Source organism: Candidatus Chlorohelix allophototropha, from assembly GCF_030389965.1.
GTDB lineage: Bacteria > Chloroflexota > Chloroflexia > Chloroheliales > Chloroheliaceae > Chlorohelix > Chlorohelix allophototropha.
The window spans coordinates 1765093-1778018 of the sequence record NZ_CP128399.1 but is presented as its reverse complement, the minus strand read 5'-3'; the positions used below and the strand labels follow the sequence as shown (position 1 = coordinate 1778018).

At 45.7% G+C, this 12926-nt stretch carries 10 protein-coding genes; 2 read left to right on the top strand and 8 right to left on the bottom strand.

Annotation, left to right across the window (positions count from 1 at the left end; translation table 11 throughout):
* The first annotated feature begins 242 nt into the window (after positions 1-242).
* Both OZ401_RS07660 and OZ401_RS07655 read left to right on the top strand, forming a co-directional pair.
* The gene (locus OZ401_RS07660) at positions 243-767 is read left to right on the top strand and encodes a DUF6788 family protein (RefSeq protein ID WP_341467634.1); all 525 of its coding nucleotides are present in this window, start codon (positions 243-245) and stop codon (positions 765-767) included.
* A gap of 36 nt (positions 768-803) precedes the next feature.
* The gene (locus OZ401_RS07655; protein ID WP_341467633.1) at positions 804-1220 is read left to right on the top strand and encodes a NifB/NifX family molybdenum-iron cluster-binding protein; all 417 of its coding nucleotides are present in this window, start codon (positions 804-806) and stop codon (positions 1218-1220) included.
* Between the two features lie 23 nt (positions 1221-1243).
* Here OZ401_RS07655 and OZ401_RS07650 read toward each other — a convergent pair whose 3' ends face one another.
* From OZ401_RS07650 to OZ401_RS07615, 8 genes are all read right to left on the bottom strand, one after another.
* Positions 1244-2134 carry an NADH-quinone oxidoreductase subunit B family protein gene (locus OZ401_RS07650; protein WP_341467632.1) on the bottom strand — a complete coding sequence of 297 codons (891 nt, stop codon included), beginning with the start codon at positions 2132-2134 and terminating at the stop codon, positions 1244-1246.
* Between the two features lie 55 nt (positions 2135-2189).
* Positions 2190-3830, bottom strand: coding sequence for a hydrogenase large subunit (locus OZ401_RS07645; protein WP_341467631.1), 1641 nt, complete (start codon positions 3828-3830; stop codon positions 2190-2192).
* Positions 3827-5530: a proton-conducting transporter transmembrane domain-containing protein gene (locus tag OZ401_RS07640; RefSeq protein ID WP_341467630.1), complete on the bottom strand. Its 1704-nt coding sequence runs from the start codon at positions 5528-5530 to the stop codon at positions 3827-3829. Before OZ401_RS07640 ends, OZ401_RS07645 begins: the two co-directional genes overlap by 4 nt.
* Before the next feature lie 8 nt (positions 5531-5538).
* The gene (locus tag OZ401_RS07635; RefSeq protein ID WP_341467629.1) at positions 5539-6186 is read right to left on the bottom strand and encodes a hypothetical protein; all 648 of its coding nucleotides are present in this window, start codon (positions 6184-6186) and stop codon (positions 5539-5541) included.
* 18 nt (positions 6187-6204) lie between these two features.
* Complete coding sequence (locus OZ401_RS07630; RefSeq protein WP_341467628.1) at positions 6205-7158, bottom strand: respiratory chain complex I subunit 1 family protein; 954 nt, start codon at positions 7156-7158, stop codon at positions 6205-6207.
* Between the two features lie 45 nt (positions 7159-7203).
* Positions 7204-9321 (bottom strand): proton-conducting transporter transmembrane domain-containing protein, encoded by a 2118-nt coding sequence (locus OZ401_RS07625; protein ID WP_341467627.1) that lies wholly within the window; start codon positions 9319-9321, stop codon positions 7204-7206.
* A 322-nt stretch (positions 9322-9643) separates the two neighbouring features.
* The gene (locus OZ401_RS07620) at positions 9644-11191 is read right to left on the bottom strand and encodes an FGGY-family carbohydrate kinase (protein ID WP_341467626.1); all 1548 of its coding nucleotides are present in this window, start codon (positions 11189-11191) and stop codon (positions 9644-9646) included.
* Positions 11188-12915, bottom strand: coding sequence for a glycerol-3-phosphate dehydrogenase/oxidase (locus OZ401_RS07615; RefSeq protein ID WP_341467625.1), 1728 nt, complete (start codon positions 12913-12915; stop codon positions 11188-11190). The genes OZ401_RS07620 and OZ401_RS07615 overlap by 4 nt, the downstream gene beginning before the upstream one ends.
* Positions 12916-12926 lie beyond the last annotated feature (11 nt).

Sequence of the window (12926 nt, the reverse complement as noted above, 5' to 3'; positions counted from 1 at the left end):
GAGTGCCGTGATTCTTCTATCTTAGTAAAATAATTATAGTTATCACAAATAAGATAGTAGCAAATTTAGCTTATCTTAGTCAATGTAAATTCGGTAAAAATCTAAGACTCGCATTATTTATACATTGAAATGCAATATTATGGGTTTGATAAGTAGTTCTTAGTAAGTTTATCTTGACTAAGATTTAAATACCTGCTATTCTTGAAATTGAATGAAGTCGTTAAATTTATTGGGAGCAGGCTATGTACGATTTTATGAAGCGGTTTTGCGATATTGCAGAGAAAGGCGCTAGGGAAGATAACCCGCTCACATTATCCCGATTAATTGGGCAACTGGAGATTCTGGCGGAAATTTGCTCTAATAATTATAAACTTGAAGGCTTGTGTGAAATGCTAGCCAACGAAATGCTTAAGCTGCAGGAAAAGTTGGATGGGTTGGTACAACCTCAGACTATAACCAGTGCTCCTGTGGCTGTTTCAAACGTAAAAACAATTTATAAACAAGAGTATGTGCGCTGTGGTAAAACAAACTGTACCAAGTGCGCCAACCGCCAAGGACACGGACCTTATTGGTATTCCTACAACTTTACCGGTGGGCAAAGCCGTAAGCGTTATATCGGCTTGAAGCTTCCAGAGGATATAACGGTTGATAGAGCGAATGTGCGCTATGCAATACCCCTTGCTACGGTTCCATGCCACCCGCAATGCCAACTTGAAGATGGCGAATTGAAAGAACCATGCTGCCGTAATGAACATAGCGAAAACTAAACATCGTGTCAAAAGCTACGAAACAGAAAGGTATTTATGAAAATTGCAGCAGTGTCAAATAATGGGAACTCAATCAGTGCCCATTTCGGAAAAGCGCGCTATTTTGTTGTACTAACGCTTGAAGAAGGCAAAATTATTAAGCGTGAAGTTATAGATAGAGAAACGATAGACGAAACTCCTTCGCTGAGTGCCACAAGCGGTAACAGCGGTCGTGTCCTTAATGTTATCAACCGGCAAGAGAACAAATCGCCTACAGGTGAGGTCAAACGACACAATATCGAGTCAATTGCAGGTTGCGAAGTAGTGCTATCGAGGGGTATGGGTAGTGGTATGCTGCAAAGGTTGGAACAGGCTAACATCCGGGCTATTCTAACCGATGTAATGAGCATTGATGAAGCGGTCGAAGCTTATTTAGAAGGGAAATTATCCCATCATCCTGACCTAGTACACTGACTAGTTATAGGGTCTTCCGTATTTTATTGCTCCCTCTCTGCAATACGCCCGACAGCTAGCAATAGCCCATAAATCAAAGCTTGCGGACGAGGGGGACATCCGGGTATATATACGTCAACGGGCAAGACTGTATTGATTCCGCCACCACCAGCATAGTTAGAAGAAAATATCCCACCGCTACAACCACACGCGCCAACCGCCACCACCAACCTAGGCTCTGGCATTGCCCTGTAAGTACGTAGCGCGGCGGTTGTCAGGTTACGATTCATTACCCCTGTTACCAGTAGAACGTCAGCATGCCGAGGAGAAGCCACAAAATCAAAGCCAAGGCGTTGTATATCGTGTACCGGATTTAGTAAGGCATTTAACTCCCAGTCACACCCATTGCATGACCCGCAGTCTAAATGTCGTATATGTAGAGAGCGTTGCAAATGTCGCGTTATACGGTTTTTTAACTCTTGGCTCATTACTTCAAGATCGCCGCTAGGACTGATTAAACTCATCGGTAATGGCGGTCGCCCTGAAGCATTGGTTTGGGTTGTGGGTGCTGCTCCGCCCGGTTGCTGTATTGTTTTCTCAGTAATAGCTGCCTCTACCGGGATACCATCCTGTGCTACTACCAAAGCAGAACGCTGATGGGAGGCAAGTTCAAAATCCCCGGTCATTCTGATAGCATTTGAGGGACAGGACTCGGCACAAAGTCCGCAAAAAATGCACTTGCCCAAATCCACGCGCCATGGTTCCAGCGAAATTGCGCGGGAGGGACAAACGAGGCTACAGTTGCCTTCTCCTGTACAGCTTTGTAAATTTATATCGGGGCGACCACGTAAGTTCTCAGGCGACACCTGTTTTTCTTTTGGATAGTTAACCGTGGCTACCCGGCTTAAAATTGTTTCACCTAATTTTATAAACATTTAACCGTTCCTTCTAACCTTTTCCGCATGAATCTATCCAATTATCTGGTTAATCTTAACGATCAAGGCAGCTATAACATAGCTCAAAACTTTTATTTATTAACGGAAAGTCAGGCACAATATTATCCAAAACAGCTCTAGGTACTACTGCCCAGTTAGAATAGCTGGCTGTGCGTATCCGGTAACGATAGATAGTATTATTAGGACCGGTCATAACCCAGTGGCAATTGGAACCTCGGGGAGATTCGGTAAGGCTGAAAGCACTTTCATAAGCCGGCAATTCTCCCAACGGTATTGACAAAGGACCTTCTGTTAATCTATCCAAAGCTTCCAGAATCAGCTTAAATGATACTGTGATCTCTTCTGCTCGAATTATGAACCGCGCCTTAACATCTCCAGACTCAAGTACCGGGATATGATCCGGCTGAAAGTAAGGGAGACTATAGGCGGCATAGGGATGATCGCGTCGTTCGTCCCGATTTACACCGCTAGCTCTAGCAGCAACACCAACCGCTCCGAGGTCTCTAGCGCTGCTATTTTTGAGGATACCCGCGCCTTCAAAACGCTCCATGACACTTTCTTTGTTCATGACAAGCTGTAGCAATTTGTAAGCTTCGTTTTGATAATCCCATAGCTTTTCCTTTACAAAAAAGCCGGAGGTATTGCTCAGACCACGTTGCACACCACCGGGTTTGATCAGCCCGAATAGATAACGACTCCCCAATTCCTTTTCATTCAGCCGCATCAGTTTTTCTTTTAGAAGCGCGCCACCCTGTATACCGGCATGAAAACCTACACCCGCGCAGAGATTACCTATATCACCTATATGGTTGTAAAGCCGCTCAAGCTCTGCATAGATTAAACGTAATATACTTGCTCGTTCAGGGATTTCAATGCCCGCTAATTGTTCTAACGCCTGACAGTAAGCTAAAGTGCTAGAAACCGTACAAGCAGCACAGTTGCGTTCAACCAAATAAAGCGCGCGTCCAACTGGCAAACCCTCAAGCTGTTTTTCTACGCCCCGGTGGGTATAGAATAGCCGTGCTTCAAGGTTTACAATTTGCTCTCCTACCGAGCTAAAACGAAAATGACCCGGTTCGATAATTCCGGCATGGATTGGTCCAACCGGGATTTCCAGAATTCCTTCGCCTTGCGTGCGATTGCGAAATTCCTCATCATCCGGTGCAAAAGGTGGAAAGTAATTGCCATCAAAATCTTTACGAAGCGCTCTCATTCCATCCGGCCAATGCCGATGCAAAACTAGCCGACGCGGATCTGGATGCCCTTGCGGAATTAGACCAAACATGTCACGGGCTTCCCGTTCGTACCAATTGGCGGCTGGCATTAAAAAGCTGATAGATTGATACATGGGGCTCTCATTGGACAGTTGTGCTTCTACGCTGAGAAAATAGGCGCAACCATCCAAACCAAATATATATCTTATCTGGTAAAACCCGCTGCGTTGCCGATCATCCAGCGCTACCATTGTCACCAGATAAAGTGGAAGGGTTTTTAATAGTTGCGCGCATACGTTGGCAAGCTCAGCGGGGTTTACTTTTAGATGAATTTCACGGTCATGGATAACACCGAGCAGTTGTACATTAGCCTCGGAACTGGCAGTAAGATTTGTCACAAACTCTAATAATGTTGGCAAAGACCAATTCGAAGTTTGGTTATCTGCTGGCAAAATTGTCATTTTAATATTGTTCCTACCATATGAAACCATTCTTGGGCAAAGGGTGGCAGCCACAAACCCAGTACTAACAATGTTATAGCCGGAGCCAAAAGAATAAAACTAGCAAAGCGGTTTGCCAGTTTAAGTCTCTCGTCAAGAGAATCTGAGTTTGTCAGAGGGTCAGTTTCTAACTCAGGAGCTTGGGTAGCTTTCGGTTCCCTTTTTTCGGCGGCAGCAAATTGCCAGTTGGGCAACCCTTTGCGCTTAAAAGGTGAAAGACTACCGGAAAATACGGTTATCCCTGCCATTATTAGGCTGTTTCCGACCCCTTTGTTTATCAATGGATGGTTGGATAAATCAACCTTGGGTAAATAATGTGCCTTTTCGCCTCGACCAAATGCCATGCCTACCACATGATGTATCAAACTGGCGAAGATGCAGGCTAAAAGAATAAGGTACAAACAGCCCACTAGAGGATTATTGTTGGCAAAAGCAGCCGCCCCTACCAGTGCCTCACTAACAAAAACATTGAGGGGAGGAACTCCGGTTATGGCTAAAGTTCCCACAAAAAGCAACGTTCCTAATAAAGGGTTTGCATTTATCACACCTTTTATTTTTGGAATCTCACGAGTATGGTAACGCTCTGTAACCTCGCCTGCTACACAAAACATTAGGGATTTGGCTATGGCATGATTTAAAATATGCAAAGCGGCAGCAAAACCGCCTATTTCGCCCCCAATCCCTATTGCCAGTACAATAATACCCATATGCTCAATACTAGAATAAGCCAGTAAGCGTTTAAAATCATCCTGCTCTAAAATGAACGGTATTACTATCCCGATAGAGATAAGCCCGAATATTATCAGCAAGGTAGAAGAATACTCTGGTCCCAATGTGATTTTCGTTATGGTATTAAACCGCATAATTCCATACAGACCGCAATTGAGCAAAGCCCCTGAGAGTAGCGCACTAATTGGAGAAGGGGCTTGACTATGCGCATCCGGTAACCAGGTATGCATGGGGGCAAGTCCGGTTTTGGTGCCAAACCCGATGAGGATAAAAATAAAAGCCAATTTCATCAGGTCGGGGTTAAGATTAGCAGCATTCTTTAATAAGAAAGTCCAGTCAAGGGAAGAGCCACTTTCAGGCAAATTGCTTACCGAAGCCATATAAGTGAGGAGGGTTCCTAAAAGAGCAAAACTAATACCTACCGTTGCAATGACGATATATTTCCAAGCTGCTTCAAGACTTTGATGTTTGCCGTAAAAACCAACCAGTGGAGCAGCGGCTAGAGTAGTGCTTTCTAATAACACCCATGTTATGCCAAGGCTATTAAAAATTACTGTGGCATAGATTGCAGTAGTTAAGATATTAAACCAAAAATAATACCAACCCAACTTGGTCAGAGTAATATGATCTTCCAATAGCTCTCTGCCCATATAAGGTACTGAGTAGGTTATTGCCAATAGTGAAACTAGGGCAATTACTATTAGGATTAACCCACTCAAGGCATCGACATATAACAACCCGAATCCTCCGGTTAATGGACCAGAGTTGAAAGCGTATAGAGCGGTGATTAGGGCAGCAAAAGCCGCTAGCACTTGCCCGGCTACACCCACTAAGGTAACAGCAAAAACCGTTCCGGGTAATCGGCTCAAAACCAACGCCAGCACTGCGGCAGGTAACGCCACTATCGGTATCAAATACAGGGATATGGGCATTTATAATTTTAACCTTTTAACTTGCTCAATTCGTCGATATTAAGCGTATCGAAGATCGCGTTAATCTGAAAGGCAAAAAAGCCCATCATTATAACGCCTACCATTACATCAAAGAAAATGCCAAATTCAATAAATAGGGGCATTCCGTAAGTAGTGGAAAGCGCCACCAAAAAAAGTCCGTTCTCGATAGTTATTATTCCGATCACTTCCATAAGCGCTTTCTTACGGCTGATCATAATAAAAAGCCCGATCAGCAACATACTGAGGGCTACCGGCAAACTATTAGGAGAATAAATAGCGATAGGAAGTTTCAAGGGACGCACCGCGTTATAGCTAACCATTATCAGTCCAACGACTATAGCTGTAGATAGTCCTCTACCAATTATTCCTCTTTCTGTCTGGTTTTTAACTCGGCGCAAGACAAATTTCAATATTATGGTAGCGCCTATTACCTTCACTACCAGCGTTAATGCCACTACAAAATAGAGTTCGACCAAACCGCTGGCTTGCTCAACCAAGAAGGAAATGAAAGCCAATATTAAAGATTGAAAAGCTACCAGCATGATTGCTAGGTTAAGCCGTCGGTTGATCACAAGCAGACCGGTACTGAATAAAAGAACTAGGGTGCTGAAATCTAATATTCTTTCTGAACTCATCTATTACATCTCCCCACGTTACCGCACCACATAATCTGAAATGATCCCCAGAAAAGCTACCAAGAAAGGAGTGAGCATGAACTGAGGTAATCTGAATAAACGCATTTTAGGAGTCAGCATTTCAACCACCCCAAGCCCCACCGCAACCAGCCCTATTTTCAAGATATAAACCAAGCCACCCACCAATAAAGAAGAAATATCAGCGGTAGTGGCTATGCCCCATGGTAAGAAAAGATTTACAAAAAGGCTTATAAACAACAGTTGTTTAATGGAAGTTGCCCATAACATCAGCCCCAGCAAACGACCGGAATATTCTAGGAGCATTCCTTCGTGGATCATAGTAAGTTCTAGGTGAGTGTCGGGGTTATCCACCGGAAGGCGACCGGTTTCAGCGATTATCAATACAAACAAGGCAAAAGCGCACATTAAGTGAGAGGGCGTAATAGTGCTAATACCACCGTTGGATAAGTGAGTAACTATACCTGAAAGCCCGGTAGACCCGGCTCTTAGAGCAGAGGCAAACAAAACCAGTAATAAACCCGGTTCTACTAACATTGAAACCATCATTTCGCGGCTGCTACCCATCCCACCAAAAGCGCTTCCTGCGTCCAACCCTCCTAGCACCGTAAACACTCTAGCCAGACCAAAAATATAGATCAATAGGATAATATCGTCAGCAGAGCGTAACGGAGAAAGACCAACTAGGGGCAACATCATAGCCGCCGCTGCCATGCAGCCAAATACTAGATAAGGGGTAACTCTGGTAATCCAACTGGAATGCTCTGAGAGGATTTCAGTTTTATTCAGATACTTACCAATATCGTAATACTGCTGGAGCAAAACTGGACCACGCCGACCCTGTAGACGTGCCTTAATCTTTTTGATGAACCCTTGTACCAGCGGAGCAAACAATAATACGAAAGCCAGTTGTACTAAAGCCCCGACCAGCGAAAACAGCAAGTTTACAATCATATCAGTAGAAAGAGAACCTTTCTAATCTAGCTTGAGCAAATACAATTAGCGTGCAAAGATTAATAAAATGACCAGAGTTATCAAAATGTAGCTTAAATACAAACGAATGCTGCCATTCTGAATGGTTTTTATCTGAGTGGTAACCACAGAAAAACCCTTGCGTATCAGTTTTACAACATCTGATTGCAATAGCGAATTAATCCCACTCCGGTACTCAATTTTTTCAACAAAATAAGGTTCAACTATATAAGTTACTTTAATCTCGCGGAAGGGTTGCAACACTAATTGGAAAACGCGACGAAGCGGGCTAACAAAGGATATAGAGTTGTATCCCATAGTGGGCTTTAACTCGATTCCACAAGCCCAAGTCTCATCTACAGTGCGTCTGGAACGCCCAAGCAACCAACGTATCACTAGCCAACTTACTATAGCCAAGAGCAGTGATAACAAAAGTAAGAAGGGAACCACTCCCTCATTTGAAGTTTGGTTATTAGGAATCGCACTCTGAAGACTCCAATACAGATTTGAACTGAGCGGGTGGGTGCTACCCACTCCCGTCCATTGTTCCAGAACAGGTTTTAGCAGCGCCAAAACTCCGTTAGCTCCCAAACCTAAAGTAATTGCCAGAAAAGCGCCCAAGCCCATCCCAAACCTCATACTACGACCAACCTCATGAGACTCTGAAGCGGGCACACTACGGGGTTGACCCAAAAAGCCGGTTCCGAAAATTTTGATGAATGTAGTAGCCGCCAACGCTCCGGTAAGCGCCAGACCGCTCAATGCCAGCGTGCCAAGCGTTTTTTGCCAGATTTCAGGAGAATAGGCAACCAAACCCAATAACGATTGATAGGTTAGCCACTCGCTCACAAAACCATTAAAAGGAGGCAAACCGGAGATAGCCAGCGACCCGACCAGAAAAAAGAGTGCAGTCCATTTCATTCGCTTTATAAGCCCGCCCATCAGTTCCAGATTACGAGTATGAGTCGCATGTATTACTGCCCCCGCCCCCATAAACAATATTCCTTTGAACACTGTATGGTTGAGAAGATGGAAAAAGGAGGCAAATAGGCTCAATGTTGCCAGTTCTTCCCCGTGAGGAATTTGAAGAGAGTGGAACAACAGAGCGGCACCGAGTCCTACGCTGATAATACCCATGTTTTCAATACTGCTGAAAGCCAGAAGTTTTTTAAGGTCGATTTCCACCATTGCATACAAAATCCCTAAAACTGAGGAAACCAAACCGATGACTATCAAAACGGTTCCCCACCAAACCGGGGGGATAAATCTTAGGGTTTCGGGTAATCCTCCGTTGGTCAACGCTATACCCTGACCTGAAAGGAAATCAAAACTCACTCGTACCAGACCATAAATTGCCGTCTTGATCATAACCCCGGACATTAATGCAGAAATAGGGCTAGGCGCCACCGGATGTGCTCGTGGTAGCCAAAAATGCATAGGCATAAGACCCGCTTTAGTGCCAAAGCCCACTAGCGCAAATAGAAAAACCCAATTGCGGGCGGATTCCGCCAGATTTGTTCGCACGCCTCCTCGAAAAGCGTCAAAAGAGAAGCTTTGCCCCGCTGCCAGAAATAAAATTAAAAATGCGCCTGTGATAAAAGCAGTGCCAAAATGAGTAGTAACAATATAGATTATCCCGGCTTTGCGTACTTCCTTTTCCTCATGTTCAAAGCTAACCAAGAAATAACTGAGCAGTGACATTAGCTCCCAAGCAATCAAAAACATCATTCCGTTATTTGCCATCACCACGGCGAGCATTGCAGGAAAGAAAAGGTTATAGCCTGCTACTAATAGGGCTACATTTTTGCCCTGCTCAATATATTGTTGGCTGTAACCAATTGCATATACTGAAACCAACAGACCACCCAAACTTATTATTAGGAGGAAGAAAGCCGCTAATGGATCCAATAAAATCTCAAAACGCGCTGCGGTAAAATCAATTATTGTAAAAAACACCACACGTTGAGGCTGTGGCTCTAAAAGAAACAAGATGGCAGCCGCTAAACCTAGAATAGAAGCTAGTGTGGCTAAGCCATAACCCAATAATATAACTTGGTGAGGTAGGCGGATAAGTACCAGCGCCAGTATCGCGGCAATAATATAGAGGGAAAAGGAGGCATAAACCAATTCAAGTGCAGGAATCATTATTCCACTTCCTTTTTCAAGGGTCTCATTGTTTCATTTTCCAATTGGTTCAGCAAAGCGCGACTACTCACAAGGTGATTATTAAAAATAATTCTAGCTAAATCCAATAAGTCGAAAAGTAATGGTTCCTGCATACTGTAACACGATAATGCCATCTTTACGAGTTAGCAATAAGCCCTTGTTGCACAAATCCCAAGTGGTTGGCTTATTAGGCTTTGCTCAACCTCTAGAATATTTTACAGCACAGTGACACTTCTTCAGATTCTTTAACCGCATTTTTGCTACGGTACAGATTTAAAGGGGAAGGAGAAATAGGCGCTACTCAGCGGATGATCTTGTGAATCTTGTGATACAAGGGGTTCAACCGTTGGTACATTTTAGAATATACCTCGTAAAACAACCCGTCATAGATTTCGCGGGTTCGCGGGTTTGGTTCAAAGGTTTGGGCGGTTCTGGTCATTTCCTTTACCGCAACCTCGAAGGAAGGATGAAGCTTTAAGCCAACCGCAGTATCAATCGCTGCACCCAAACCGGATGCTTCATAAACATGCGGGCGCGAGGCAGGTAGTCCGAAAATATCGGCAGTCAATTGCATTGCACCAGCACTCTGAGAACCGCCACCCGCCACCCGCAATTCGGTTACTGCCAGTTTAGTTTTTTTCTCCACCCGGTCACGACCTTCGCGCAAAGCGTAAGCCAACCCTTCCAAAATTGCTCGGTAGAGATGGGCGCGGGTATGCACATCCGAAAAACCTATAATTGAGCCTCGCGCCTCCGGTCCTGGCACTTTCAAACCCGGTGACCAGTAGGGCTGTAGCAATAGACCGTTAGAACCGGGCGAAACCTGTTGCAACAATTCGTCAAATAATAATTCTGGTGCAATGCCGCGTTCTTCTGCCAATTGCAGTTCACGCTGCCCGAATTCTTGCTTGAACCAGCTTACCATCCAATAGCCCCTTGAAATAAGAATCTCAAGATTATATGCTCCCGGAATAGCAGAAGGATAGGGCGGGATAAAAGGGATAGCCTCAACATATTTAGGGCTGGTTACATTGAATGTGGCGGCAGTGCCGTAGCTCAAACAGCCGATATGCGACGCAATACCACCCGCACCAAGCACTTCGCAGGCTTTGTCGGCGGCAGAAGCAATGAGGGGCAAGCCAATGGGGATTCCGGTTTCGGCTGCTGCTCCGGGGCTTATCTGACCAATTATAGCAGTGGGACTTACCAGTTCAGGCAATTTCTCAGGCGGAATCCGCAAGCCAGCCCATTTCCAATCACCATTACTCGCCCAGCGTAAGTTCTTATAATCTAACGGCACGTAGCCAACCTGAGAGGCAACCGAATCGGCGAAACGTCCGGTAAGTCGGAAAATCTGGTAGCCGGATAAAAAAAGGTATTTGTGGGTCTTTTCCCAAATTTCAGGCTGATAATAGCGCAGCCAGTTACTTTCGGCTTCCTGCTGAAAATATTCGATGGTAGGGCGTATCCCTGCCACTTTAAAGAGCAGTCCCCATTTACCTTTGATTGGGTCGAAAAGGGGGGTGCGGCGTTGATCGAGCCAAACAATCGCTGGACGCAAAGGCTTGCCGTCTTTATCAAGGTTTATGACCGTGCTGCGTTGCGTTGTTACCGTTACTCCTACAATCGCCGTTTTATCTACCCCCGGTTGCAGCCATAATTCTTGACAAGCTTGGCAAAGAGCTTTCCAATAATATTCTGGCTCTTGCTCTGCCCAACCCGGTTTAGCGGAGAAATAAGCTTCTAACGGAACTCGCGCTTTTGCGAGTAGATTCCCGCGAAGGTCAAACAATAGAGCGCGAACGCTTTGCGTGCCAGTATCAAGCGCCAGTAAAGTTTCCGATTTCAAGCCGTCTTTACCTTCTTTCTACGCAGTAAGCGCCACATGCCCAATCCTAAGAAAGCAACCAACAAGATTTTCTCAAGAAATTTGACACCCTTGTGTTTGATTTCAGCTTCTTCTGCCTTATGCTGCAATTGCTCTCGCCAATCCGGTATAGATTGAGGATCGGGTAAGCTGTAGCACTCACGCCATAATTTCAGGTAAGCGGCTTCTTCTTGCTGCCAACGGGAATCATCCCAACCTAATTCGGGTTGGCAAATGTCACGAATACGCGCTAGATGCTGCACCCCGCCCTCCGGTAGTAGCAAGCCTAATCGAACACGCCGCAACAACAGGTCGTCCAAATGCACTACCGCTTCACACCTTGCCGCCCAACGCAATTCCGCCCAGTGGTAAGCTGTCCCCGGTATTAGCTCCAATTCGCCGAGTTTAGCCGCTTGTACCAGCGCAGACGCATCAGAACCATAGCGTCCGGCAAGACGAGTAGCTTGTTGCGAATCATTAAGACCGGGTACTTTCATACTGATCGGGTTAAGCGCGGGATTAGAATCGGGCGTAAGCGCAAAATTCGGGAAATGCGCAAAAGCCACTTGTAGCGCATGGCGAGCGGTTGAGCGAAAAGTGGTTAGCTTGCCGCCCGTAACCGTCAATAAGCCTTTCTCTTGCCAGATTACGTAATCCCGCGATTCTTTAGACGGGTCTTCCTTGCCGCTGCCAACTACCGGGCGTACCCCTGCAAAAGTGGATATAACGTCTTGCGCTGTCAAATTCAAAGCGGGGAAAGCAAAATTCAGTGCTGCCAACAGATATGCCACCTCATTAGGTAAGATAGAGGGTTCAGCATCTAGTGGATGGTCGTGATCTAGGTCGGTAGTGCCGACCAGTGTAACCCCTTCCCATGGGAAAGCAAATACAGGTCTGTGATCCATAGGGTGTCGAAAACTAATTGCCTGGGATACGGGGGCACGCCAACCGGGTAGCAATAGATGACTACCACGCAACGGTCTTAATCTAGCATTTGCGCCTGTCAAAACCCGTAGACGGTCAGCCCATACACCGGTTGCATTTATCACCACCCGCGCCCGCACAATTATATTGTCGCTTCCGGCTTTATCCGCTACCCTGACACCCGCTACCTTTTCATTTTCCCACTTTAGCTCTTCGGCACGAGCATAATTAATCGCTACCCCTCCCAGTGACACACCTTCCCGAATAAGGCGTAATACCAAACGCGCATCGTCTGTTTGGGCATCAGCATATTGAAACCCGGCTTTCAATTCATGAGTGGGCAGATGCGGAGCCATCAGCTTGAACTTTTCAGAAGGGATTTTGTGTCGCCTAAAATTCATGCCGAGCAGTTCGTAAAATTCTAGCCCGGCTGAAGTAAGCCAACGCCCCGGTTTATCGCCTTTGAACAAGGGTAGTAAAAAGCCTAGGGGCTGAATCAAACCGGGAACTTCCGAGAGCAAGCGTTTGCGCTCCCGCACCGACTCAAGGGTTAAGCCGATTTTCCCTTCTTTCAAATAGCGCAAACCACCATGCACCAGCTTGGAAGAGCGGCTCGAAGTCCCCCATGCAAAATCACGTTGCTCCACCAGCGCAACCTTAACGCCGGACTTAGCTGCTTCATGAAAAATACCCGCTCCCGTAACGCCTCCGCCAATTACCAAAATATCAAACTCGCTGTTCAAACTCGCCAGGGCTTTTTCTCGCCAACCTCTTTCCCACATCTTAAAACACC